This window comes from Shewanella algidipiscicola (assembly GCF_900380485.1).
Taxonomy (GTDB): Bacteria; Pseudomonadota; Gammaproteobacteria; order Enterobacterales; family Shewanellaceae; genus Shewanella; species Shewanella algidipiscicola.
On sequence record NZ_OXJV01000012.1, the window covers coordinates 575,952 to 602,781 of the forward strand.

A 26,830-nucleotide genomic window follows, 5' to 3' on the forward strand; every position below is an offset into this window, starting at 1 on the left:
TAATTACCTTTCTTCTGCTAGTACACGTCCGGCTTTATTGAATGTTTTGACCGTTTTATGACAAGGATCTTTCGAAAAGATACTCGTGATCCAGATAACTAAACTACTGACGATAAAGCCTGGGATCATTTCATACATGACACTGCTTAAGGCTTCACCATCGGCAAGCACTGGCGCATAAATCCAAAACAGTACAGTGGCCGCACCCGAAACGATACCGGCAATCGCAGCTTTGTAGGTTAAGCTTTGTTTATGCAGGCTAAACAAGATCAGTGGGCCAAAGGCTGCACCAAATCCTGCCCAAGCGTTACTGACTAGCGACAAGATGCTGTTAGAGCGATCCATGGCTAACAAGCTGGCGACAATGGCGACACCGGCGACGCCGAAGCGACCCATTTTGACCATCTCGGTTTCGGTAGCTTCTTTTTTCGACACAACACGGTAAATATCTTCCGTGAGTGAACTTGACGACACTAGTAGCTGCGATGAGATGGTACTCATAATGGCGGCTAAAATGGCGGCTAACAGGAAGCCACTTATCATTGGGTGGAACAAGATCTCTGAAAAGACAATAAAGATGGTTTCAGGATCGGTGAGTTTCAATTGAAACTTATTAGCATAAGCGATACCGATAAGGCCTGTGGCTAAGGCACCAATAATGGTGACCGTCATCCAGCTCATGCCTATTCGCTTGGCTACTTTAATATCGGCTACTGAGCGAATTGCCATAAAGCGTACGATAATATGCGGCTGACCAAAGTAGCCCAGGCCCCAAGATAGGCTAGATATCAGCGCAAGTAGGCTGACATTTTGCATCGCCTCACCAAAATGTGGGATCGACTCATAAGCAAAGTTCATCATGTTATCGGCAGTGGTAAACTCTTGGTAGGCCACAACGGGCACCAAAATCAAGGCAACAAACATGATACAGCCTTGCACAAAGTCGGTCAGGCTGACGGCTAAAAAGCCTCCAAGCAAGGTATATGCGACCACTACGCCTAAGGTGATGAAAAGGCCAAACTCATATTGCACATCGAAGGCCGATTCAAACAGTTTTCCGCCCGCCACTAAGCCAGCTGAGGTATAGAGGGTAAAGAAAATGACGATAATGATGGCAGCAATAATACGGATATTACTGCTGGGATCATGAAATCGCTTCGCAAAAAACTCAGGGATGGTTAACGCATCGCCAGCCACTTCGGTATAAACCCTAAGCTTAGGGGCGACAATTAAGTAATTGACTAACGCACCGAGTAAGAGCCCAAGTGCAATATAGATAGTCTCAAATCCAACCAAAAACATAGCGCCTGGCAGACCCATTAGCATCCAACCGCTCATATCAGAGGCGCCAGCCGACAGGGCGGTCACCTGAGGACTGACTTTTCGTCCTCCGAGGATATAGCCCGACACGTCGCTGGTAGAGCGTTTATAAGCGAATAATCCGATGCTGAGCATGGCAATAAAATAGATCGCCAGCGATACATAAGTGAGGTAATGCATGGATTATTGACCTCCTAACGCTTTGTTATTTTGAATCCCCTTGGGTTTCAACATGACAAAGAGATAGGTGCTTAAAATTGCAATCAAACACATCAACTCGATCCCCTCCTTTATTGTGGTTTTCGTAGAATGAAAAATGGTGGTAATGAGATTTTCTTCCGCTGCATTGTCTGACGACATTGTGCCCTCCTGAGCATGAATCCTGTTGGGTAATGATCACTAACTGCACGCTAAATAGTTAGAGTGCTAATAGTTAGTGGTCTAACTATCTTAACACTATTAAAGTTAAAATTTCTAGTTGTTAGCTAATTTTTCAGCAGTTTGGATTCATTTTATGAGATAGATATTGTTTGAATGGTAATTAATTATAGGTATGTTTATCGCGAAGTATTATCGCTTGTCTTGGCTGTGTTTATCGGTATTCGCGCTATAGGACGCTCGTGGCTAGCTTGTATTAAACTTATTGAATTGGAAGAGAAAGTTAATTAAGAAAACGCGTCACTTTGCTTCACTCAGAATCGATTTTTGTTTGCGCTTCATATAATATTGCGCGCTGTTCAATTGGCAGCTTTACGGGCCGTTATGGCATCGTCCTTACGGTTATTGCGCCGAAGCCGATGTTTATCCTACTTCTATCTTATATCTTATTTAGGGATATCGATTTTTTAATTATGGCGTTAAGACGACAACCACTCATTGCAATAATATTGATCAGCGTAGCGCTAGTGATAGTGCCGCTGGTGCTTTATATGGCGCAGCGCATCACCGGCGGTTATGGCTTGCAACCTCAAGCGCAGTCGATTGATTTTCGTTGGCAAGCTGTCGACGGGGATTGGCACGATTTTAGTGATTGGCACGACGGGCCGACTTACCTGTTTATGGGGTTTTTAAGCTGCTCGGACATCTGTCCACTGCGCATTGGTCAGTTGATGCAGTTAGATACTTGGTTAGCCGAGCAAGAAGGGGCATATGACAAATCGGTGCGGTTTTTATTTATCACCATCGACCCAGATACCGATACCCCAAGTATCCGTGAGCAGTTAATCGATCAACGCTCGACTCGCTTCGTCAGTGCCCGCATGCAACAAGCGGATCTGGATAAGCTACAATCGATATTAAGAGAGAAGATAACCACACAATCAGGGCAGCTCAATCATGTTGGCAACCTTTATTTAGTTTCAGAAAATGGCACCCTTGCGCGTATTTATACTCAGTGGCAACTGTCGACACAAAAGATGTTAGCCGACCTTACTCCCCTATTAAAATGATAAGAGCACATCATATGAATAGCACTCCTCACCAAGTCGATCTCACCCAGAGAAATGATCTGTATATTTTCCGTATCTTACTGGCACAGATCCCCATTTTATTTTTAAGTGGTTTCGTTGGGGCTCAATTAACCCTGATTGCCAGTATCAGTGCAGTGGCAATATTGTTATTGGTATTACTGTCCTATCAGCTGCTTAAAGGCACCCATTTGTTTGGCATAGTGGCCGCGGTGTTGATGATGACGGTATCGGCTGCACTTATTCAGACCCAGATGGGGATGATTGAGATGCATTTTCATATTTTTGCCTCTATGGCAGTATTTTTAATATATCAGCGTTGGCAACCGCTGCTGGCGGCCTTATTGACCGTCGCTGTGCATCATGTGCTGTTTACCGCAATCCAGTTGCAGCAAGGCAGTTTTATGTCGATACCTATCATGATCTTTGCTGGCGAGTGTAACTGGATGATCACCTTCGTCCATGCCGTATTTGCTTTGGCAGAAACCAGCATTTTGATGTTGATCGCTTCATTTATGCGCCGCGAGTCGCTAGCCAATCAACGCATTGCCATGGCTATCGAGTCTATTTCGCACAACAAAGATCTTACGGTGCGTTTAGCATCAGACAGCAGCGCCGAATCGGCTTTTAACTCCATGTTAGATCAGTTGTCGCAGCTATTTGCCGATTATCGTGATATTGCCCAGCAGATGAGTGTCACCACCGACGAGCTAAACGCTAACAGTGATAAGACCCTGCAGGAGGTCGACCATTATAATGAACAAGCCAAAACCATCTCCTATACCACCCAAGATGTGATTGCGCGCATTAATGAGGTGGTGGCCAACAGTCAGTTATCTGCCGAGCAAGCCAAATCCGCCGCCGACTTGAGCATTGCTGACCGACAAAGTGCTCTGGATGTGATGAAAGATATGCGCTTGCTAGAGGCCAATACCACCGAAATTAGAGGCTCCCTAACTGAGTTGACCACTGATGTGAGTGCGATCACCAGTTTGCTACAAGGGATCCGCAGTATTTCTGAGCAAACCAATTTACTGGCGCTCAACGCCGCCATTGAAGCCGCCCGCGCGGGCGAGTCGGGCCGTGGTTTTGCCGTGGTAGCTGACGAGGTGCGGGCCCTCGCACAGCGCACCAGCCACTCGACCGATGAGATCTCCGCCGTGCTCGACCGACTTAACCTGTCGATGGTAAAAACGGTTGAGTCGATGGATTTAGGCCAAAAACGGACCTTAGAAAATGTTGAGCATACCCAGCGTATTGCCGAAGGGTTAGGTGTGCGGTCTGAGCAGATTGGTGAGGTGGCCCAGCTTAGCTCGCGGGTTGCCGATGAAACACGTTCACAGTCGCATGTGCTGGGTAATGTCGGCCATGATATTTTGCAAAATGCCGAGGCCATTAGCCAACTGGCGCTGCAGGTTCAATCTCTGTCTGAAGCTTCTTTAGCGATTCAAGATATTGCTAAAACCTACCAAGTGAAGGCGGCCATCTATAAGGTGTAGCGCCTTGAACCAAGCTAGAGGTTTTAGCGAGTGTTTAGCCGCCATGAAACGGTAAGCCCATTCAATGTGCTTGCCGTTTTTTTACCTTAAATATTGGCAGCCACAAGGGCCAACTTATTTTATGAGGGTTTAGCCAGCTCACGTTTTGCTAAGTCATTGTTTGCTAAAATACCGCGTGACTTTTTTCGGGTGTTTAGTTGTGTCACTTTTATTTGTAGTTTTTGGTTAATGTTCTCGCCAAATTGATTGGCGACTTGCCTCATTATCAGACTCTTTTTAGTTGGCTGTAGTTAAGCGGATTTGGCAAGGTGATTAGCCATTCATCAAACATTGCAGCGCCGCCATAGTCAGAGGATATCATGCAGTTAGCTCCCATTGAGCGCGTGAAAAGCGCTTTTGTTGCTGGGATTTGGGCGACACTTGTCAGCATTGCGATTGGATTTGGATTTAAAGTTTGGTTAGCGCAATGGGTGGTTAAAGCCGATCTGGCGTTGTACCACACTGTGGTTGATATTATTTCGCTGTCGTTAATTTTGATGACAGGTTTTCGCGCCTCTATGGTGGTGAGCTACTCGCAAACCCAAAACGATAAAGATATTACTAACCTATTTCGATACAGCTTGATAGTGATGGTACTGCTGACTTGGGGAGTGGTGCTGCCCTATATTAAGCATAAGTTGCATATCGATGTGGCCTATTTTCATCTGGTGGGTATTATTTTGGGGATGGGCCTTAAGGTCTATTTTACCAATCAAATTGCCATGTATCGTATGTACAACATTTCAAATAAGGTCACCTGGTTAGAACCCTTAGGGCAGGTGGTGGCGTTTATGATCTGTTACTACCTGCTGCGCCAGAGCGCCATCGCCTCGCTGTTTTACAGCTTAATGCTGTCATCACTAGCGGTGGCTGGCTACATGTTTGTGAGGCGTCGCAAACTCATCGCCACCACACCGTTAGGGTCGGTAAGCATGACTCCCAGTTTGAAAAACTTTATGCAAAAAAGTTTTACCTCGGCGCTGGAGGCCGGCGCTAGCCTGTTTATGATCTACATTACCGTACTGCTTACCATCGGCCACTTTAGTGTCGATGAGTTAGGCGACTTTCAGGTAGTGGTTCGGCCTGTGATCGCTTATTTAACCTTGTTGTTTGTGTTTCCTATTTATCGATTTGTGTTACCCGAATTGGCGGTGTGTGTGCGCCAGCAGCAAGTTGAACAAGTTCGCCTGATCAAGCGCTGGGTGTATAAGGTGTCGATACTGGTCTCGCTGAGCTTTTTCTTGTCGATGCTGCTATGTGGCCAATGGTTGGTCGATACGCTGTTTCCGGCATCCTATAGCAAGGCCGCCCCGGTATTGATGCACTTTTCGATGTTTTTTATTTTTATGATGCTCAATGGCTATCAGTTGGCCTATATCAAGGCGCGCGGGTTGTTTTTACACAGTTTATTTATTCGAATAAGCGGCATATTAGCCTTGATTGGCAGTTACTACGGCTACACCCGTTTAACCGACAATGTGGTGGCGGTGATCCTCGCGCTGGGCAGTGGTTACCTAGTGATGTTTATCTTATCGACCGTGATTGAACATAAGGTGATTAAACCCTTAATAGCAGCCCCCTAATTACGGCATCATTCGCGCCATAAGCCTGCGGTAAGTGCTATGAAAGCAAGGCGCTAACCGATTAGCTATCAGTCTGATTTGAAACACCAGCTTCAAATCAGGCTGTTATACTCAAGTATCCGTTACCATTACTTGGATGCACCGATGAGCTGGCAAAGTATTAACGAGTTACTCTCTTTTGTGTTATTTACCTATGACGGTTCGCCCATTACCGTTTCGCAGGTATTACAGGTGCCACTACTGCTGCTGTTAGCCTGGTTTGTGGTGACTCGTATTGGTAAATTGATCCGGCGGTCATTGTTATCGCGTAAGGTCGCACCCGATGCGGTGCATCTGTTTTCGCGCATCTATTTGGTGGTGGCCATTGCGGTCATCTTAGTCACCAGTCTCGAGATCCTGAATATCCCCATCAAAGCCTTTGCCTTTGTCTCTGGTGCCGTTGCCATTGGTGTGGGGTTCGGCGCGCAAAATATCATTAATAACTTTATCAGCGGCTGGATTTTAATGTGGGAGCGGCCGATCCGTATCGGTGATTTTTTAGAGATAGGTGAAACCAAAGGGGTGGTGGAGAGTATTAACACTCGCTCAACGCTTATCCGCCGTAGCGACGGGGTACATATGTTAGTGCCCAATAGTCACTTACTGGAAAACACGGTCACCAATTGGACCTTAATCGACAACAATGCCCGCTCGACCGTGCGGGTCGGAGTTTCTTATGGCGTCGATGTGACGCTAGTGGCGCGCTTGATTAAGCAGGCTCTCGATGAACGTGATGATATTTTAAAGTCTCCAGCGCCCATTGCCATATTTGAAGATTTTGGTGATAACGCGTTAATTTTCGATGGTATATTTTGGTTGTGTGCTAATTCTGAAGCCGATATTCGTAAGATCCGCAGCGACATCCGTTTTCGAATTTACCAACTGTTTGACGAACATGAGATTGTCATTGCCTATCCGCAGCGGGATATTCACCTCGATGGCGTCATTAGCTTGCAACGCTCGGCAGTTGTTGCACAGACCCATGAGTAGGTTTTTTGTGGTTATCTAAGTGACTCCTCACTAGGTTTCATTCTGGGTATTAAAAGTTAAATTATTTTTGGACAAAAGTGTGCTTGCCTTCGAATGAAGGTGTTGGCATTTTTGGTTGGTAGCATTTAGTCGAGTTTGTTTTTATTGATTGATGGTAGCGTTAACTTACATTGTTTTGAATTGCTTGCCGCAGGCCTTTCGTGCAGGTATTTCGGTGGGGCGCTGCAAGTATATCCCTATACGCTAGACGGTGGCATCCATGCCACCAACCCCCACCGCCATACCTACACCGAGTTATCACTCTCTTCGATTTAGCCGTAATTAATATCCACATAGCCGTTAAAAGCTAAATTATTTTTGGACAAAGTATCTTGGCCTTCGAATGAAGGTGTTGGCTTTTTTGGGCTTGTAACATTTAGTCGAGTTAGTTTTTATTGATTGATGGTAGCGTTAACCTTCATCATTTTGAATTGCTTGCCGCAGGCCTTTCGTGCAGGTATTTCGGTGGGGCGCTGCAAGTATATCCCTATACGCTCGACGGTGGCATCCATGCCACCAACCCCCACCGACATACCTACACCGGCTTATCTATCTCTTCGATTTAGCCGTAATTGGTATCCACATAGCCGTTAAAAGCAAAATTGTTTTTGGACAAAAATATCTTGGCCTTCGAATGAAGGTGTTGGCTTTTTTTGGCTTGTAGCATTTAGTCGAGTTGGTTTTTATTGTTTGATGGTAGCGTTAACCTTCTATGGCAACCCATTGCCTGCAGCATGCCTTTCGTGCAGGTATTTTGGTGGGGCGCTGCAAGTATATCCCTATACGCTCGACGGTGGCATCTGATGTGAATGGATTCACAAATGCCGTAGTGACATGGATGTCAAAGAGCGGCCATGCCACCAACCCCCACCGCCATACCTACACTGACTTATCACTCTCTTCGATTTAGCCGTAATTGGTATGGTAACGCTAAGCTAAGCGGAAAAATACAGTTAGGCTAAACTGCGCGAAGCGCGAGCCAACTGTAATTTTTCCGTTTAAGCGCCTTGTTAGCCTTGCGTTGCTAAAAATGCGACACCTGCAGCTAAACAGGCAAGTACTGCTGAATTTTTTACAGGGCTTTTTTCACTTGAAGTAAGTAAGGCACCTATAGCCGCTGCGCCACCTGCTGCTTGTACAATAGTGTTATCTGATTTCAATAACACACTTGTACCAAGAGCTGTTATTAAATATTTTTGAACCTGAGTGCTTTCTTTTTCTAACCCACAAACAACACGTACAAAATGTTCGCAGTTTTCAGAAAATAAACCATATGGAATACCGAGATACTTCTTTGCTTGCTGAATTGATAGCTCAGGATTAGAAGATTTTATACTACTTAAATTTGGTTCTTTCCCGTCTTTAAAATCGTCTAATGAGATTTCTTCAACTTTAAAGAATTTTTTTGAATTGTGGATTAGAGTATTGTTTCCAATATAAATACCGTAGTGTTTAAACCCAGCATATTGGATAGAGAGAACATCACCTAAATTATACATTATTACTTCCTGTAAATTAAAACTCTTATATTGCGACAAATGCCTAACTTTTCAAGTAAGGCTAACGCCCGCTTAAGTGGTGAGCAACGCAATACCAATGTTTCCGCATACCACCTGAATCACTTAAATGAACGCATGGTAAAAATGCCACGCGTTGCGAATCCGTCTTGAAGCGTTTGTTAACTGTCACATATATCTGCATACATCTGACTGATTACTTCAATGCCTTTAGAGGTGAACTCACCATGCTCAAACCAACCGAGACTTATTAGATCTTCTTCAAATGGAGTGCCTGATCGAGGGATAAGGTCTTCAAGCAACTCTTCAAAACTGTCATGTCGTTTAGCTCTACGCCTTACATGACCAACTAAATAACGTTTCACCTTTCTCAGCTTTTCTTCGAGAATATTCGCCTTAATTTCAGACAGCTGATTTACATGCTCTGATAATTGCTGCTCTTTCGAGGCCAATTCTGCCTTTAACTTATCTTTTTCAGCCTGATCTAATTTAAGGTTCTCGAATAAGGTTGATATAAATTGATGCATATCTTCACGAGCATCAACAACTTCTTTTTCTTTTGTTTCTAACGCTTCATTGTTAGTTCCGACACCGTTGGTTCCATATTGCTCAACTCGAGCCTTAACCTCTTGCTGCCCCTTGTCTACGCTTTTTACTTGCTCTTTTAGTTCACCCAATATCACAGAGGTGTCTTTAGTAAACTTATGCATGTTGTAATAAAAGCGTTCACTACTACCTGATGCAGCAAAGTAGAATGCAGCCGAAAGACCAACAGAAAAAACAGCCAACAAAAGTGCTACTAAATCTGTAGCAGATAGCTCACTAAAACTCAAAGCTATATCAGCTTGGATCATTTTTAATATTGCAACACCAGCCAAAACTATTATCACTACATCTTTTACTAACTTTGATATAGCTTCTACTTTAATCCCTTTAATTTCCACTTTACCTCCTATGACAGTTAACGCCCGCAACAGCGGAAAATTGAGAGCGCAAGCGAGCATTTTTTCCGACTGCTTGCGCTTGTTATACGTTACCTGCATCAACTTCGCTATGTCCATAAGCGGGCGTTCAGATCAAGTTACTCTGATCCACGGTTTTAATAATCATATTAATTCCGAACAGATGTAAGACCTCGCCGACTTGATATCAAAGCAACATCCTTATTTCTAGGTATTCTTTGCAAACGCTGGATAACTTTCTGCTGAGTCTCCGGCGTCCAAAAAACCTTCAAATTTTCCCTAGTCCTTGTAATTGCGGTATAAAAGATACTATGAGAAATATCATCTTCGTTAGCATCTGTTATGACCACTTTAACAGAATCGTATTCAAGCCCTTGCGCTTTATGAATAGATACCGCGTAGGCAACTTGAAACGGAATCGTAATATTTGATGAGTCATCGTCGTCATCACTATTCTTTACTTCAAAAACTTGGAACCTAACAGTCGAACCTTCTACCCAATCTAATTCATTCCCTGCAACGTCAAACTCAGTCAACGGACGATCTAGCTCTATATCAAATTGAATATAGCCAACAAACTGCTCAATTCTAATTATTCGACCTTTTAGGTTATTGTATATAACAGGTTTAAATCGTTCAGATTCATAAAAAAGAACAGGATCTCCTACTTTGTAAGTCGAATCACCCCAGGTTATCGCCTGATTAGGGTTACTACTTTGAAGAAACCTATTAATGTTATTAATTCCGTACAAACCATCGTAATTTAAACACAGTATGATTTCGTCATTACCTTGAGACTGGAAGATACTCGAGTCCAATATCGACGAATAACCATGCCTAACCATAACTTCAGTTAAGTCATCATCGATATTTCGAACTTTATTCCAGAAATCTAATAGATAATTATTCTGCGTTCTAAACGGCGTTGTTAATTCAAAGACTGAAGAGTTAGGAATAAAAGAGCGAATCACTTCGAACCAATTACCAAACTGTATTGACTCAATTTGATACACATCACCAACAAGAACTATCAATTTTGCGGTGTTCTTCTCTAATACCTTCAAAAAATCAGAATTACTAACGGTGCTGCACTCATCGATCACAAGAAGGTCATAGTCAGGTAAGAAAGGGTTATGACCATTATGAATTTCACTACTTACGGTTCGAAACTCAGAATTCTGCGCCGTCACCTTACGCATTAAGTTATCTTTAGCAGGGTTCGTATGAGCCAAAAATAGCTTTCTCTTATCGCTAAAGTAGTGAGCAATATGGTCAACCATTGTGGATTTACCTGTACCTGCCGCGCCATATATAAGAGCAACCTTCGAATCGCTAAATAATTGAGTTAAAGCCTGATGTTTCACGGTATCATCGATACTGTGAGCTGACTCACCTATCCAGCGTGTTACTGCTTGGGTATATCCTGATATGCCAGGAGAAGAAAATGTTTTTAACCTTTCAATAATACTGAAAGTATCTTCTTCGTAGCCATTTATAAACACGTGTCCTTTGTCAGAAACTAAACTTCGAATTTCTTTATGTGTTTTATAAATTCGATTATTAAAGTCGTTTATCAATGCCTCAATATCTCCAAACTCGCTTAAATCTCCGATTGGGGTATACAAAACTCCATGTCTTTCAACGTTATTTCTAACACGTCTAGCTAGAAGTTCATGTTGGCGCCCCACCATATCGATACAATCAGAGAGATCCCAAAACCTCGGATTATGCTTAGGGAGAGATGTACAAAAAGGCATCTTATCAAATGGAATACTACTAAAAGAAAATTTTAGATTAGATAGAAGCTCACATCCGTCGCGATTATATTGAGACTTCAGCAATTGGTTGTTCATCCTCAAAAGAAGATAGCGAAGAATGTTACCTCCTGGGAGAGATGCTTTAATGATATGTCGCGCTCTATCCAAAAAAACAAATATTTGAGAGGCGTTATTTGTAACTAGCGCCCCTAGTCTCACCTGTTGGTAATTTTGATCACTCATACACATCAGGTCATTCAAATTTCGATAACCTTGTGTCAAAAAGCTCATTAAATATTGATATTCCTGTGAAGACGTACTCCCTGTTACCGAGTGACCGAGTAAACGGGCGAAGTTTTTTAGCTCACAGGAACGAATAGAAACTTCCCATGAAATAATTAAAGTAATAGGCATAACCTGGCCTAGTACTTCAATTTGATCGCGCCTGAGCGTTAGATTAACCGCATACTTATCCGATATATCAAGTTCAGTAAAAGCAATTACTCGCTCAAACTTGCTTACCTTATTTACCGCACGACAAAACGTTACCTCATAGTAGATCCGGTCATTGAATATAAATGGACGATTCTTTTGAATATAGTAACGGTCTTTTCTATCTCCAACATAATTAGTGCCGCGTGAATATTCAATTCTAGCAGTTATTTTCTCATGATATTCGTATAAAGAAGGATCCAAATCGACAGGAAACGATTCAAGGTTTGGTATTAATTGTAGAGAGTAGTCTTGATAGACAGCGGCTCTAATTCTATACAAATATTCATAGTATTTGAGCATTAATCTTTCTGATGCATCCCCATCAAAAGTGTAGTGCGAAGCTACCTTTTGAAGTAGCTTATGGAACCGATAAACAAAATTTAACCTTCCATTACCACTAATATGCTGCAGTGCTGGGTTAATTTCCGGATAAGAAAATTCGGCATCTAATGAGTCCCTATAAAATAATACGGCTACCCCTTCAACTAAATTTCTAACTTGAGCGAGTACATTCTGAGACAGAAGCTCTCTGTTATCGCTAAGATTGGCGATATTATGAGAAATAGCACCGCTTGCGTTTTGAACTTGATTAAATACGGTAACCATCAATGGTTTAACTCCTTATAAATTAAGAGGTCAGAGTAACTATGATTTCAACTTCCGCTTTGGGTCAAAATCGGACTTACTAAACCAACCGTATAACGCCGTGCTCTGCGGCAAGTTTGGAGCGTAGCGGAAAATTGGTCCGCAGCAGCACCTTGTTATGTAGCCGCTTCCAATTTTTCTAGGTAGTCACGATGATTAAGCACGATTGTTTTTATATCTAGAAACTTATAAATCTGCTTGGCTCGCATATATAGCTTTTTATCTTTGGTGACAAAATAATTTGCTTCACTTGCATAAATGAGATGCTCAATATCATGAGCACTACTTTTTATTGTTCTTTCTTGACTATCGACTCTATAAGAAAGTAGATCTAGCATACCAAAAAGAGTATAGACTGCGTGCAAAAACTCGTTTCGGCCTTGATTTTCCTTAATACTAGATTTACTCGAAAATGAAGAATGAGTAAAAAATAAAAGCTCTTGAAAGTCTTCATCACTCAAGCACTCAAAGATATCATCATTGTTACCTATAGATTTTTTGTGATATTCGGTCTCATACTTGTTAAGGAATAAAGACCGCTCTTTGGAAGACATTAACTTCAAACTTTCTACCGCCTCTGTACTTCCTGGGTATAAGTTAACTCTATCAAGGCCGTAATGAGGTTCTTCTATTGCATAAAAGTTTTCATTTTCACCAGGCAACACGACTAAATTCCCAGTCAACTCAGTCAACTTGGATAATAACCTTTTCACATCATCATTAGTGCTTGTCTTATTTATTTCCTCCAAATGAGAAGGGCTATAGCAGATGTCTAAATTTTTCTTTAATTTATTTATTGCTTCATAGACCGAACTATCGCTGTCATAGTCAGACAACATGTTTTGATCAAAGTAAACGATTTTTCTATTTGGTGAACATTTTTCGTATGAAAATTTCGTTCTGCTACTTTTCTTTAAGGACGTAAGAATGTCATCGTGAAGCTGAGTTTTCTTCCAATTATGCAGCTCTACTTCTAGAGATTTCCGATCTATTTGTTTTTGATTGGCAACCTTAAGAAGCAATTTATTATAAAAAACATAGTCATAACAGCTTGCACAACTAAAACAAGGTTCAACGGGAGCACCAGGTAGAGCCCAAATTTCTTGATACCAAGGCATTAGTTCTTCGAGAGACTTCCTTTGTAAGATCTTATTCAAGATAGTCTCTTGTAGCCTACTAGCTACATATGCTTTTTTGCAGTTATCCATGATTCTCGAACTTCATATTGCTACATAACAGCTTATTGATTAGCAGCAGGATAACCTCCTGCTTTCTTGTAAGTCTCTTCGTCAAAATATCACTTGTAAGTGTTTGTTGTAAATATGTTATTTAACAAAAAATACAGGTTAAACATGACAATTTAGCAGATAAAAAAGATGCATAGGTGTTTACGAGGTCTGCATAGCACTTTTATATATATTACAAACTATTGATAATAATGAGTTAATGTTTAAAAGTTAGTATTATCGATGCGCCAATCAAACGATTTATGCATCTTTTTCATAGTAATTATCTTAACTTGAACTATACATGGCTCTTCGTCGAAGGTGGTGGTAAACGTAGCTTTTAAGATAAACTTCTTCGTACAATTTCATATTCCCGATAGTCATGAGCGAAACCCTTTTATACCAGAAAGTATTAGGCCTAAAGGCTCCATGTGGTAGTCTTTAAGGCATACTACAAGGCAAGTTACTAGGGCCTTATCTTTTGCTTTCCGCATTAGTAAATATAAGGTAAACACAGAAACACAAAGTTCGAATGAGTAATTGTTCTAAATGATAAAGGGGCAAAAGCTTCTTAGCCTTTAACTCACTAGTCGTATCAAATGAAGTCCAATCGAAGAAGCGTTAGAGATAGGTGTAAGCGCGGTTTTGGCCTTCGAAATCATGGATGATTTCGCAGAGCCTCCACGGATAGCTCACAACGATATCCCTATCTAAAAGCCAGTTCGACAATCCCTGTCTCTCGTTCATAAGCACGAAGCTATGCTTCACTCACCGAGCCAAAAGAGCGCTTGCACATTCCCCGCCGGACAGGCGATTAATAACAGTGAAGGTTCGCCCTTCAAACACTTTCAATAAGTGAAAATTCAGCATAACGCTGCTCAAGTAAACTTAAAAAAAATGCCAAACCTTCATCCCAAGGTGAGGTGACATCACCTACAATATCACGATCGTCGCTAATCCGAGGAAGGCAAAAAAGCCAACAACATCGGTGACTGTGGTTAACACCACACCGCCTGCGAGTGCGGGGTCAACCCCCATTTTGCGAAGCAGTGGCGGAATGGTAGTGCCCGCCAAGACGCCAGCCAGTAAGACGATAATCATCGCCGAACCAAAGACCAAGCCCAACTGCCAATCGCCAAACCACTGAAAGGCGATGATGGCGACAATAGCCGCCCACAGCATGCCGTTTAATAGGCCGATACTAAACTCATGGCCAATCAGTTTAAGCATATTTTTGCTGTTAACCTGATTGAGCGCCAAGCCGCGAGTCACCATGGTGAGGGTTTGACTGCCAGCAACTCCTCCCATGCTTGCGACCACGGGCATCAACACGGCGAGGGCGACAATTTTTTCAATTGACGCTTCAAATAGGCCGATGACCCAAGCGGCTAAAAAGGCGGTTAACAAGTTGATGCCTAACCAGATAGCACGTCGCGCCGAACTTTGAAGCACAGGAGCGAACATATCGGGATGGTTGTTTAAGCCCGCGCGTGAAAAGACCTCTTTATCGGCCTCCTCTTGGATAACATCAATGACATCATCGACGGTAATACGGCCGATAAGCTTATGTTGCTCATCCACCACGGGGGCAGAAATAAGGTCTTTATCTTTAAACACCTGCGCTACAACAGTGTCAGAGGTAAATGGGGTAAAGCTGGTGACTTCGGTGAGCATCACTTGTCGCACGCTAAGGTCCAGTTCGTTAGAGACTAGCTGACTTAACGGAACGATACCGAGCAATATGTTGTTACGGTCAACCACCATTAAACTGTCAAGGTGATCGGGTAAGGTGCCTTCACGTTGCCTTAGGCGGCGCAGGTATCGCAGGGCGGCTTTTATCGAGACATCGGCGCGCACGGCAGTGATGTCGACATCCATTAAGCCGCCAGCGGTTTCGTCGGGATAGTGTTTGACTTGCTCATACCGTTCGCGGCGTTGTGAGTCCATGGCTTGCACCATGGCCGAGATCACTGTGATGGGCAAGTCGCTGTCGATATCGGCTAATTCATCCATCTGCATGGCGCTGAGGCTAGCGATAAGCTCATCTTCATCTGTTTGTGAAATCAACGGACGGCGTAGCTCTGGGTGTAGCTCTAATAATATTTTGCCGTAGAGAGCAGTGGGGACCATGGGCCACAAGGCGAGGCGTTCTTTTTGTGGCAAGGATTCTATCACGCGGGCCACTTCGGCGGCCGATGCGTTGGCTAATATGGTCTGTATTGTTTCATTATCATTTTGCGTCATGGCCTGATCGAGTGAGTTGATCAGGTGATGAAATTTTTGCGTCATAGAGACCTATTCCTGTGGGGTAAATGTCGCGCTAAAATCCAGTTTTCATTGCGAGGTCGGTAAAATCACTTTGTTACTGAGCTTAGTGTCGTCGCCATTATGTGAGTCTAGTTGAGGGGGTAACCGATAGCCTAATGGTTACTGTTTTCGGGTTGACTGCGATGGCGACCTATTTATGGCATGCACGTGAGTTGTCGTGTTGAGCATGGCGTGATGAAAGTATGTCGCTGGCTAATGCCTGTGCTACTGCCGTTGCTGAGTAAGGTGGTTAAGCTAATCAGTTGAAATACCATACAGTATTGCTCGTTTTTATGCTAATTAAGTTGAGCGTGTAAGGTGCAGCCACCTTGGCTTAGAGGCGTATCGCGCCGTTAATATAGGCAGGAAATGTTAGGCCGGTAATGTTGGATAGTGCAGGCACTAATACAGGCGTTAGTGCTTGGTTAGTACTGGCGATAGTACTTTGATAGTACAGCCGCTACGCTAAATGGGGCCGTCTGCGATTTATCTCGTAAGATAAATCGCTTCTAGGTGAGCGTGACAAGATGAGGCGCCGACAGAGGCTATCATCGGCGTGCTTAGCTGGCTATCGATTTAAGTGTTAGGTGAAAGCGTTTGATGTTAAATCGTAAGTTAGCGATTTGAATACCGCGTAGCTACTGGCAGATTAAGCTTGCAGCCCATTGAACTTGGGCTATTAGAGATTAAGTGCGGTAAAGCACTTTGACCACATGCCAGCCGAATTTGGTCTTCACCAGATGGGGCGTGATTAGCTCTCCACTAAAACAGACCTTATCAAACGGCGGTACCATTTGGCCTTTTTTAAATTCGCCCAAGCTGCCGCCTTTTTTGCCCGATGGACACGTGGAGTGTTTCTTTGCCAGCAGATCAAACTTAGCGCCTTTTGCCAATTGCTGCATGATAGCTTCGGCTTGCTCTTTGTGTTTGACCAAAATGTGTAACGCTGCTGCGGTTCTTGCCATGATGTAAACTCATCTGTATTCAAAAGGATAACGCCAGCCACTGTGGCTTTAAAGTCAAATTGGCTGCGGTTTTGTGGCGTAATTATAACAATGACTGCCGCGATATTCATCGTCTTAATATTACCCGTAGTGAAGATGACCGCAGGTGCATTTGTCACGGACACGTAGCAATGCTGTGTGGCGCGGGGGAATTTGCTATAATGCGCGCCACATTATGATGTTATAGCGTAAGGTTGGCCTCGATGGCGCGTTGTGTTGGTACAGAGCTGCAACTTATTCATCTGTTTGTGCATTTAGTCAATGCAGGCGGTTTTTCTCAAGTGGCTAAAGAGTTAAGCATGCCAGTGTCGACCGTCAGTCGTAAATTGACCAAGCTAGAGGCGCTACTCGATACTCAGCTCATTATGCGCAGTACGCGTAAATTGCGTTTGACCGAAGAGGGGAGCGCGCTATTTGCTCGCTACCAAAACGTGGTGGCCCAGTTTGATAGCTGTGCCGAAGCGCGCCTAGATAAACCCGAGGGCACCTTACGTATCGCCGCACCTGTGTCTATAGTGTCGATGATCTTTATCGAGGCGATTAACGCGTTTTCCAAAGCCTATCCCGATATTCAACTGCACATTACCCAAGATAACGGCAGCATAGATCTGATTGATGAAGGGGTCGATGTCGCTATTGTCGGCGGCGCGCAGCCCGACTCTTCTTGGGTATCTAAATCACTCGGTGTGCTCGATTATGGTTTATATGCCTCGAGTGGCTATTTGAATCAAGCCCCCAGAATTACTCATCCGGTGCAGTTGTCTGTGCATCGCTTGATAAAAGTGTGGCCGCTGTTTAACTGGTCACTTAAACATATCGATGGGGAAGACTTTTACTATGAAGGCCCGGCTAAGTTGACCCTTGGTGATCTGCATGGGGCGATTAAGGCCACTGTGGATGATGGCGGTATCTTGTATGGTCCATCGTTATTTGTTAACCCTCAATTGGCCAGCGGGGCGTTAAAGCGGGTATTACCCGACTGGCGTGGCGAGCAGCGGCGTATTTCATTGCTGTACCATCAGCGCAGCCAGCAGCCGCTGAAGGTCAAACTGTTTATTGAATTTATGCAAGATAAGGCCAGCAAGCTGTTTGATTAAACGGCTAGTTGATTAAATGGATAGTTGATTAACGCACGAGTAAATAAAAAAAAACTGCCACCGACGAGGCGTCGGTGGCAGCTGGCTCGAAGGTCAATTGCTGACCCGATAAATGTTAATTTAAGCCCTCGGGCGCATCGCGCCGCGGTCTTAAACTAGATACACATTCAAACTGCATGCCCCATGGGCACCCACCACTAAGGCTTGCTCAATATCGGCGGTTTTCGATGGACCTGCGATAAACACACCAAACTCGCCCGCATCTAAACCAATCTTTTTGATGGCTTGGTGCATATTGGCAACCACTTTGTCGGCTTCGACCACCAAAAACAGGTTTTCACAGATAAAGGGGGTGACGCGATGGCCAAGGTTTTGGTTGTTGACCCAAATCGCACCGTTTTCGGCGACGGCCAGATCGCCCGGGATCACCGCATAATCGATATCTTTAAGTTCGTGGGCGGTATCAGGGACGGCGCGATTGCCTTTGATGCCATCCACCGTAGAGATCACCTGTAAGCCTTGGGTTATCAGCTCATCCACTTTAGCCTGTAAGCCTTCGAGCCCAGCGCGGCGGTGCAGTGTGCCAGCCACAGTGGCAAGATTGGTTTCAAACTGGCCAATAACGTCGTCAAGACGGGGGCTCACATCGATATTCGGCATCGCTTGTGGCTCAACGGCAACGGTTTTAAGCGCCTGCAGGATAGATTGTTTGCTTGACATATTACTGACCTCTATTTTTGTTAAACCAGGCTTCGAAACTGGAGTTAGGCGCGACCGGTAATTCGCGGTATTTACCCCATGCACCCGAGAAGGGTTTTAATAGGGCGCCAGGCAAGATCCGCAGTGCGGTGCGAGCAACGCTCATCGAACAGTTGAGCATGGTTTCGCTGGCCATAAAGTTACCTACCAGTGGCATGTAGCTGCTCTTGCCGTAAGGCAGTTGCTTCGCTTGCGCCTTGAGGCGACGATGGTGGTGGATGATCTTATCCAGTGGCACCTTAGTGGGGCACACATACGTACAGCTGCCACACAAGGTACACGCCCAAGGCATAGAGTTGGTGGCGTCATGTTGTGAGCCGACGGCAATACCGATAGGGCCTGGAATGGTGTAGTTATAGCTGTAGCCACCAGAGCGGCGATACACAGGGCAAGTGTTTAAGCAGCCGCCACAGCGGATACATTTAAGCGCTTCGGCTAAAATTTTATCTTGCAGCATCTTAGTGCGACCATTGTCGACGATGATCACATGCATCTCGCCGTCAGCCTGTGGCCCACGGTAAAATGAGCTGTAGGTGGTGACAGGTTGCCCGGTTGCATTGCGCGCCAAGGTGCGCAGCAGTACGGCGGCGCTGTCGAGATCGGGAACCACCTTATCGATACCCATAGAGTGCAGCTGCAACTTAGGTAGGTTAGCGCCCATATCGGCGTTACCTTCGTTAGTGCACACCACCACAGCGCCTTTATTGGCAATGGCCATGTTTACCCCTGTCATGGCCGCATCGGCCGACAGGAATTGTTCACGCAGGTGAGCGCGGGCCGCTCGGGTTAAGTAAAGTGGGTCTGATGCGCCAGCGTCGGTGCCGAGTTTGTCATGAAATAGGTCGCCCACTTCCTCTTTTTTAAGGTGGATAGCCGGTACCACAATGTGTGACGGTGGCTGCTTGGCAAGCTGAATAATGCGCTCGCCTAAGTCGGTGTCGATAACCTCAATACCGTGGCTTTCAAGGTAGGGGTTTAAGTGACACTCTTCGGTGAGCATCGACTTTGATTTGACCAGTTTTTTGACCTGCTTTTCGGCCAAAATTTTATGCACTATCTGGTTGTGTTCCACACCATCTTTAGCCCAGTGCACCTGAATGCCGTTGGCTTGACAGTTTTGTTCAAACTCTTCTAAGTACTGGCCTAAATGGGTAAGGGTGTGCAGTTTAAGCTCAGATCCTAGTTGTCGCAGTTGTTCCCATTCCGGCAGGCTGCCAGCGGCGCGGTCGCGCTTTTCTCTCAGTGCCCACAACGCTTTAGAGTGCCAATCGACGCGGGATTCATCTTGGCAAAAGATTTCGCCTTTCTTCGCATGCGAGGCGGTAGTATGACTCGTAGACATAATGTACTCCTAAAGCGCGGCGTTAATAACTTGGGCGATATGTAAGGTTTCGATTGGCAGCTGTTGGCGTCTGATCATGCCATCTAGGTGCAACAAACATGAGGGATCGAATCCTACTGCGTATTTAGCGCCGGTTTCTGCGTGTGCTTGTGCTTTATCTTTACCCATCTTAGCCGATACTGCGCCTTCATCGACGGCAAAGGTACCGCCAAAGCCGCAGCATTCGTCGTGACGGCCGGGATAGACGATTTCAATATTAGGGATGGCCTTAAGTACCGCTTCAACCTTATTAGTGCGTGGCCCCATTTGCTCACTGGGGGTCGCTAAGTCGAGCATGCGAATACCGTGGCAGCTCAGTTGGAGACTGATCTTGTGGTTAAACGGTTTGTTAAAGGCGCTGATGGGGGCGACATCGTGAAGAAACTCGGTTAATTCATACAGCTTGTTGATCACCGCTTGGGCTTCTGGGCTGGTGTCAAATTCGTGGAAGTTTTCTTTTGCGGCCACCAAGCAAGAGGCGGCGGGGCAGACAATGGCATCGCACTCAACGCCTTTAAAGGCATTAAGCAGTTTGAGGGTGGTTTTTTTCGCTTCGTCAAAGCAACCCGAGTTGGTCATTGGTTGGCCGCAGCAGGTTTGCCCTTTAGGTAAGATCACCTGATGGCCTAGCTTTTCCAATAATTCAACGGTGGCGATACCAACATGGGGCATCATTTGATTAACCAGACAGGGGATAAACAGTGCTATCTTCATGAAGCGCTCTCTTATTCAGTGACTTGACTGCATGGGAACCTATGTACTGGCAAGGAGATGTTCGAGTTGCCGTTACACAAGCAATGGATCTTTCCCATCGTGCAGGAATTGTTCGTGCCGATAATTTAAGCGTATATCCTTACAATAAGTAGTGCTAATTTAGTAAATATAAACGGGCATTTTTTCATTAATGAAACAGGTGGCCATTGGGCGTTTCTAGGGCTGAAATGTCCATGAGCTAGGTCAATAAAGGTTGTATTCAAACGTATATATTAAACGATCGTTTAATTTTTTTATTTCAATCATGTGTCGTTAACGTATTGAAAAAGCATATATTTAATCTTAACAGTGACTTGTAAGTGTTAAGTTAGAGCTGTTTTTGTATTTAGAATGTTTGATCTAATGTAGATTTTGTGACGTAATGCACATAAATTAAATGGTCGGATGAGTCTGAAGATGAGTATAAGAACAAAATTTAAAAAAGTACTGCCGAGTATTTCTACAACAGAACAAGAAGCGCTCGATGCGGGTGATGTGTGGTTAGAAGGATCTATCTATCAAGGTATGCCAGATTTCGACGCCCTGCGCGCTGTGCCAGCGGTCAGCCTGTCAGCCGATGAGCAAGCGTTTCTTGATGGCCCTGTGCAGCAGTTGATCGAAATGGTCGATGATTTCGCACTGCAAAATTGTACTCACTTGCCTGACAATATTCTTAACTTTTTAAAAGAAAACAAGTTTTTCTCTTTAATTATCCCTAAGGCCTATGGCGGGCTGGAATTTAGTCCCTATGCCAATTCGACCATTGTCGCCACCATTGCCGCTAAAAGTTCTGCGGTTGCGGTTACCGTGATGGTGCCTAACTCATTAGGCCCGGGCGAATTATTAATGCATTACGGCACCGATGCGCAGCGCGATTATTGGTTGCCACGCCTTGCGAATGGTCAAGAGATCCCCTGTTTTGCCTTAACGAGCCCTGAAGCGGGATCGGATGCGGGTGGGATCCCAGACGTCGGTACTGTCACTATGGGCGAGTACCAAGGCGAGCAAGTGCTAGGCTTGTCGGTTACTTGGGATAAACGCTATATCACGCTGGCCCCTATCGCTTCAGTACTAGGCTTGGCGTTTAAGGTGCAAGATCCTCAAGGGTTACTCGGCGCTAAGGAGTCGCTTGGTATTACTTGTGCGCTTATTCCTAAGTCGCATCCTGGCGTGCAGCTGGGTAATCGCCATGATCCTATGGGATGCCGTTTTTATAACGGCACGACTCGCGGCGAAAACGTGTTTATTCCGATGGAATTTATCATAGGTGGCCAACAAAATATCGGCCGTGGTTGGCAGATGCTAGTGGCGTGTTTGGGCGCGGGGCGTGGTATTTCATTACCCGCACTTGGGGTGTCAGTCAGTCAGGCGGCATTTAAGTCGTCGGCTGAATACGCCGCGGTGCGTGAGCAGTTTGGTCTATCCATTGGTCAGTTTGAGGGGATTCAAGAGAAGCTGGCCGATATCGCGGGTAAAACTTATCTGCAAGAGGCGATGCGTGTATTGACCACCGAAGGCCTTGGCCTTGGGCTAAAACCATCGGTGGTTACCGCTATAGCCAAATACCATATGACCGAGATCGGCCGTGATGTATTGAACTCGGCGATGGATATTCAGGCGGGTAAAGCGATTCAGCGTGGCCCACAAAATACCCTAGCGTCAGGTTATGTGGCGCAGCCTATCGCGATTACGGTTGAAGGTGCCAATATTCTTACCCGTAACTTGATGATTTTTGGTCAAGGTGTGATGCGCTGTCATCCCCATTTGCAAAGCATGGTGGAGTCGATTCATAGCGATGCCGCCGATGCCGATAAGACATTTAATCGTATCTTTAGGCAAACGGTGGGTTATAGCGTTAACAATAGCTTGCGCGCCTTCCGCCTTGGTTTGCTGCCTTTTACGGCTAATGCGACCTCCGATTTGGGTGAGGTGATTGAATATGAAAAGTCGGTTCATAAGCTCGCCTCTAAGCTGGCGGTGTATGCCGATTTCTCGTTACTGGTATTGGGTGGCAAGCTCAAGCAGGCTGAGATGTTGTCTGCCCGTTTGGGGGATGTCATGAGCTACCTGTATGCGGCAATGGCTGCTATCCGTTATTACGAGCAAAAGGTGTCTGCCGCGAGCCGCGCCGAGGCCGCGCCGTATTTCCATTATGCGACCCGCTGGGCCTTGTGCAATGCAGAAAAAGCCTTGCTGGATTTCCTCGATAACTTCCCGTCGGCGCCGACGCGTCAATTGATGAAACTCATCACAGTGACATACTCACCTAAGATGAAGAAAATCAACGATGACCTCGTGCGTGAGTTGGCTCATCAGGCGCAGTTAAATACTGGCTTTAAGCGTCAACTAACCCACCTAGTTAAACCTGTAGCCGGCGATGGTAACTACATTAACGAGCAGGCTTATTTAGCCAAGATAGCGTGTTTGCCACTATTGGCTAAGGTGAAAAAGGGCTTGAAACAACGCACCTTTAAAGGCGGCGTGAAGTTTGCCTTAACCTTAGATGCCGCGCTTGATGCTGGTGTCATCACCCCGGGTGAACATAAGCAGCTGCAAGATTATAACCTCAAGCGTGAGCGTGCGATCCGTGTCGATGAGTTTGATTTCAACATGAACCTAGTCGATGACAGAGTCGAGTTAAAATTGGCAAATTAATGGCTTGTTATAAGCTGTCATGCCATTAATACCAAGCCGCCACTAGGGCGGCTTTTTACTGGGCGCTATCGCTGTTACAATTTGATTTTTATTTGAAGGATATTCAGTGTTAAGCCGTAAAGCCTATCGAAGGCGAGGGCCCGATTACCGCGGTGGTGAACAGGTCAGCTTTAATGACATTAAAGAGGTCTTTGGTCTTAATCATATTTGCCTTGGCAGTTGGGTAGAGGCCGACGAAAAGCATAAGGCGGCTAACTTGATCTTTGATGCCTTTGCCGATCTGGCCTTCATGCTCAAGCTGCCGCCTAACGCAATGGGGCTGCGCCAAAGCCTTAACTTAGCCTTTGGCACTGGTGGTCAAATGGGCGTTCAAGCCCATTATATGCCAGCTCACCGAGAGTTAGCGCTGGCAAAAAATGCTGGTGCGGGGGCGCTTGCCCATGAGTTTTGGCATGCCTTTGACCATTATATTGCGCCGAAAGCCTATCGGGTGCGTACCGCTGGTATCGCCTTTGCCAGTAGTTGTTGGCTGGCCGATGTCGAGCCGATTAACCATCCGCTAAATCAGCGCTTAGCCTGTGTATTTCAAACCTGTTTATTAAGTGCCGATGGCCAAGACAGCCACGACTTTGTGACCCGTGCCGTTGCCTTAGATAAACAGTATCAGCGCTACTATTTTGCTAAGCCAACCGAGTTGATGGCGCGGGCCTTTGAAGCCTGTATTGAGAGCCATCCAGAGGTCGATAACCCCTACTTAGTCGATGAAACCTTAAATTCAGATCTCGCGAACGCCGGTGGCTATCCTGATTTGGTGCACCGCGAGCAGATTTTTCAGCAACTACTTAACTATTTTGAACCTCTAGGCGAAGCATTAGCGCGCCAATAAGGCCGTTAATTACTCCACCCAATGTAAAACATCACGAATGATAGACCAGCGCGGTTTATCTTCTGTGGCGCCTTGGCCTAGCATCCAATAGTTATACAGCCGCTGCTGGTGGCCATCGACTTTGCGTAGCTTCTGCCAGTTATTGACGTAATTGAGTAGCGATTGATTGTCTTGGGCGACCGCATAAGCCACCGGGTATTGCACCTTACTTTCGAGCAAGGCAATGCCGTAACCGGGGAAGAATAAGGTCCAAGCCGATCCCGCTTCGGCGCTGATCACTACCGCATCATAGTTATCGGCTTTCTGCCTAAAAAAGGTTTTATAACCGTCGATTTTAACAAAGGTGAGGTTGGGGTAGTTGGCCTTGGCTTCTTCGATAATGTCACTGTGCTCTACATAGGCGATGGTGGTATTTTGCAGCGCTAAAATCGATTGTTTGCGTTTAAAACTGTTGACCTTATGGTCTTTGGTGGCGATAGCTAAATTTAATTTGAGCACAGGGTCAACATAACTCAGCTCATCCATTTGGTTAATATCCATGGCTAAGCCTGACATGGCAATATCGAAAAACCCCGCCTTGAGTGACTCGGCCAAGTGATCTTTATGAAAAGGAATAAACTCCACTTTTACCCCTAAGTCTTCGGCGAGTTTACTGGCCATTGCGCTGTCAAACCCCACTAGTTGGGCGGCATTATTATAGTAGCTAAAAGGCACATTACTGGGGATGTAACCCACCTTTAATACTCCGCGTTGGCGGATAGTTTGCACATTGGCGATTGGGGCGCTTGGTGTTTTGCCAAGGATAGGAAACTGTTTTTTTACGGTAGTTGGCACTTTATCGGCCACCTGCATATTGGCAATTACGCCGCTGGTGACATCAGGGCTGTGGATCAACATGCCCATTCCCACTCGGCTCACCACTAAGGTCAAGGCGACTCCTACGACGACGCCAATACTTAATTTCAGCAGTTGTGGTGGGCGCAGCTTTAAACGCCGCTCAAACAGGGATACCGTGAGTAGCGTTAAGGCAAATAGATACATTACGGCGGCTATTGAGTTAAACTTTCCAGTAATAAAGCCTGACATAACAAACAGTTGAAACAGATCTTGTGGCAGATGCAGTAAGTCCAACATAAAGGGGATGGCGACATAGACACTACCAAACAAAGAGAGCAGGCCGCTAATTGACAGCGACGGCAGGTCGCTAATGTCCACCGGAGTGCCGTTAAACCAGCCGGCAAACAGCACAAACAAAATGACCGTCAGTTTACCGATGTTGGGGAAGGTGAAGGCGATGGGCACCAAAATTTCAATTAGGGTTTCGGCGTCATCGCTGAGGCTTTCATGCTCGCGCATGATCTGCTTACATTCGTCGACAATCACAGGGATCACGATAAAAATATTGCCGGTCGCGAATGCGGTGACCACGCTCGATTTCGCGATGCGCAGCGCTTGGGTATAGGTCACCGGGGTGAGTGAGGCGATGATCCACGGCAACAGCCAGAAAGTGAGCAGTAAACAAAGTACAAAATAGCTGATGAGATACACCTGCATACTGGCAAATTCATCGACTCCCATAGTGCCCGCCGCCGAGGCCGACATGGCAAAAATGCCTATCGGCAAGACCCGTACCAGCGCCTGAGTGATCTTAGAGAATATCTCGCTACAGGTATGCATAAAGGTGATGATAAGCCGTTTGTTTTCCCCTTCCATGCCAATGAGCGCCAGCCCCATGGCGATACTGAACACCACCATGGCAGGCACATAGCCTGCCGCCATCGACTCAAACGGGTTGGCCGGAATATACAGCTTAAAGTAATCGATAGGAGTCGTGGGCTCGACAATGCTGGTGCTGAAAAAAGAGGCCGTTTCAACAAAAGGAAATGACAGCGGCATGAGGGCCACCAGCACTAAGCCCATAAGCCACAGCAGCAACATGATGACGCCTGCGCGGCTAAAAATTAAACTGGCAGTGGTGCGCTTAAGTTTGCCGATACCGCCAATGAGAGAGACTAAAATAAAGGGCAGCACTGTCATCTGCATTAACAGAATGACGCTGGTGCCAATATTGCTGAGCCAGCCAACCGACTCGCCAAAGAATAAGCCCACAGCAAAGCCTACAAACATGGCCACTATCATCTGGGTGGAGCTTTGCATCGCGCGCAGTTTTGTTAGCACAGGTTCATTCCATTTGAGTAGTCGATAACGCCCGGCGAAATGACGACAATGACTGGTGATAAATAATCGCTTACTGGTTGTTTATTATAGGGTCTGTAGCAAGGGAGGATAAAGGGTTAACAGTGATTATTGTCAGTATGGTGATTTATTTGTGATGAATTTGTCGTTGGCAATGTCACTGGCCAAGTCGCTCGTGCCGTTTTGCTTAATAGGAACTGCGGTTGGTATGACAC

The 26,830-nt window shown here is 45.4% G+C and carries 19 protein-coding genes; 7 read left to right on the forward strand and 12 right to left on the reverse strand.

Annotation, left to right across the window (positions count from 1 at the left end):
- Positions 1–3: 3 nt before the first annotated feature.
- The gene (gene putP / locus DN599_RS10040) at positions 4–1,500 is read right to left on the reverse strand and encodes a sodium/proline symporter PutP (RefSeq protein WP_110457457.1); all 1,497 of its coding nucleotides are present in this window, start codon (positions 1,498–1,500) and stop codon (positions 4–6) included.
- A 3-nt stretch (positions 1,501–1,503) separates the two neighbouring features.
- Positions 1,504–1,680: a hypothetical protein gene (locus DN599_RS18725; protein ID WP_162924216.1), complete on the reverse strand. Its 177-nt coding sequence runs from the start codon at positions 1,678–1,680 to the stop codon at positions 1,504–1,506.
- A gap of 491 nt (positions 1,681–2,171) precedes the next feature.
- On the opposite strand from DN599_RS18725, the gene DN599_RS10045 reads away from it, so the two are divergent.
- The 4 genes from DN599_RS10045 to DN599_RS10060 all read left to right on the forward strand — a co-directional run bounded on the left by DN599_RS10045 (position 2,172) and on the right by DN599_RS10060 (position 6,936).
- The gene (locus DN599_RS10045; protein ID WP_162599191.1) at positions 2,172–2,768 is read left to right on the forward strand and encodes an SCO family protein; all 597 of its coding nucleotides are present in this window, start codon (positions 2,172–2,174) and stop codon (positions 2,766–2,768) included.
- Between the two features lie 14 nt (positions 2,769–2,782).
- The gene (locus DN599_RS10050; protein ID WP_110457459.1) at positions 2,783–4,285 is read left to right on the forward strand and encodes a methyl-accepting chemotaxis protein; all 1,503 of its coding nucleotides are present in this window, start codon (positions 2,783–2,785) and stop codon (positions 4,283–4,285) included.
- Positions 4,286–4,641: 356 nt separating this feature from the next.
- On the forward strand, positions 4,642–5,907 hold the full coding sequence (locus DN599_RS10055) for a hypothetical protein (RefSeq protein WP_373317409.1): 1,266 nt from the start codon (positions 4,642–4,644) through the stop codon (positions 5,905–5,907).
- A gap of 144 nt (positions 5,908–6,051) precedes the next feature.
- On the forward strand, positions 6,052–6,936 hold the full coding sequence (locus tag DN599_RS10060) for a mechanosensitive ion channel family protein (protein ID WP_110457461.1): 885 nt from the start codon (positions 6,052–6,054) through the stop codon (positions 6,934–6,936).
- 1,049 nt (positions 6,937–7,985) lie between these two features.
- Here the strand turns inward: DN599_RS10060 and DN599_RS10065 are convergent.
- The 6 genes from DN599_RS10065 to DN599_RS10090 all read right to left on the reverse strand — a co-directional run bounded on the left by DN599_RS10065 (position 7,986) and on the right by DN599_RS10090 (position 16,849).
- Positions 7,986–8,474 (reverse strand): lecithin retinol acyltransferase family protein, encoded by a 489-nt coding sequence (locus tag DN599_RS10065; RefSeq protein ID WP_110457462.1) that lies wholly within the window; start codon positions 8,472–8,474, stop codon positions 7,986–7,988.
- Between the two features lie 179 nt (positions 8,475–8,653).
- The gene (locus DN599_RS10070; RefSeq protein ID WP_162599192.1) at positions 8,654–9,436 is read right to left on the reverse strand and encodes a hypothetical protein; all 783 of its coding nucleotides are present in this window, start codon (positions 9,434–9,436) and stop codon (positions 8,654–8,656) included.
- Between the two features lie 167 nt (positions 9,437–9,603).
- Positions 9,604–12,312, reverse strand: a complete 2,709-nt coding sequence (locus tag DN599_RS10075; protein WP_110457464.1) for an ATP-dependent DNA helicase — start codon at positions 12,310–12,312, stop codon at positions 9,604–9,606.
- 155 nt (positions 12,313–12,467) lie between these two features.
- Positions 12,468–13,508 carry a hypothetical protein gene (locus DN599_RS10080; RefSeq protein ID WP_162599193.1) on the reverse strand — a complete coding sequence of 347 codons (1,041 nt, stop codon included), beginning with the start codon at positions 13,506–13,508 and terminating at the stop codon, positions 12,468–12,470.
- A 1,002-nt stretch (positions 13,509–14,510) separates the two neighbouring features.
- The gene (gene mgtE / locus DN599_RS10085) at positions 14,511–15,866 is read right to left on the reverse strand and encodes a magnesium transporter (protein WP_110457466.1); all 1,356 of its coding nucleotides are present in this window, start codon (positions 15,864–15,866) and stop codon (positions 14,511–14,513) included.
- A gap of 704 nt (positions 15,867–16,570) precedes the next feature.
- The gene (locus tag DN599_RS10090; protein WP_110457467.1) at positions 16,571–16,849 is read right to left on the reverse strand and encodes a peptidylprolyl isomerase; all 279 of its coding nucleotides are present in this window, start codon (positions 16,847–16,849) and stop codon (positions 16,571–16,573) included.
- Positions 16,850–17,091: 242 nt separating this feature from the next.
- Here DN599_RS10090 and DN599_RS10095 point away from each other — a divergent pair, with 242 nt between their 5' ends.
- Positions 17,092–17,985, forward strand: a complete 894-nt coding sequence (locus tag DN599_RS10095) for a LysR family transcriptional regulator (protein WP_110457468.1) — start codon at positions 17,092–17,094, stop codon at positions 17,983–17,985.
- A gap of 150 nt (positions 17,986–18,135) precedes the next feature.
- Here the strand turns inward: DN599_RS10095 and DN599_RS10100 are convergent, their stop codons facing one another.
- From DN599_RS10100 to DN599_RS10110, 3 genes are read right to left on the reverse strand one after another with little or no spacing between them, the layout of a single operon-like run.
- Positions 18,136–18,705, reverse strand: a complete 570-nt coding sequence (locus DN599_RS10100) for a LutC/YkgG family protein (RefSeq protein ID WP_110457469.1) — start codon at positions 18,703–18,705, stop codon at positions 18,136–18,138.
- Position 18,706: 1 nt separating this feature from the next.
- On the reverse strand, positions 18,707–20,086 hold the full coding sequence (locus DN599_RS10105; RefSeq protein WP_110457470.1) for a lactate utilization protein B: 1,380 nt from the start codon (positions 20,084–20,086) through the stop codon (positions 18,707–18,709).
- A gap of 9 nt (positions 20,087–20,095) precedes the next feature.
- Positions 20,096–20,839, reverse strand: a complete 744-nt coding sequence (locus DN599_RS10110; RefSeq protein ID WP_110457471.1) for a (Fe-S)-binding protein — start codon at positions 20,837–20,839, stop codon at positions 20,096–20,098.
- Positions 20,840–21,295: 456 nt separating this feature from the next.
- Here DN599_RS10110 and DN599_RS10115 point away from each other — a divergent pair, with 456 nt between their 5' ends.
- Positions 21,296–23,533 carry an acyl-CoA dehydrogenase gene (locus DN599_RS10115; protein ID WP_110457472.1) on the forward strand — a complete coding sequence of 746 codons (2,238 nt, stop codon included), beginning with the start codon at positions 21,296–21,298 and terminating at the stop codon, positions 23,531–23,533.
- Positions 23,534–23,639: 106 nt separating this feature from the next.
- A complete protein-coding gene (locus DN599_RS10120; protein WP_110457473.1) occupies positions 23,640–24,419 on the forward strand; it encodes a CLCA_X family protein in 780 nt (259 codons plus the stop codon).
- A 9-nt stretch (positions 24,420–24,428) separates the two neighbouring features.
- On the opposite strand, the gene DN599_RS10125 is transcribed toward DN599_RS10120, so the two are convergent.
- Positions 24,429–26,597 (reverse strand): cation:dicarboxylate symporter family transporter, encoded by a 2,169-nt coding sequence (locus tag DN599_RS10125; RefSeq protein WP_110457474.1) that lies wholly within the window; start codon positions 26,595–26,597, stop codon positions 24,429–24,431.
- Positions 26,598–26,830 lie beyond the last annotated feature (233 nt).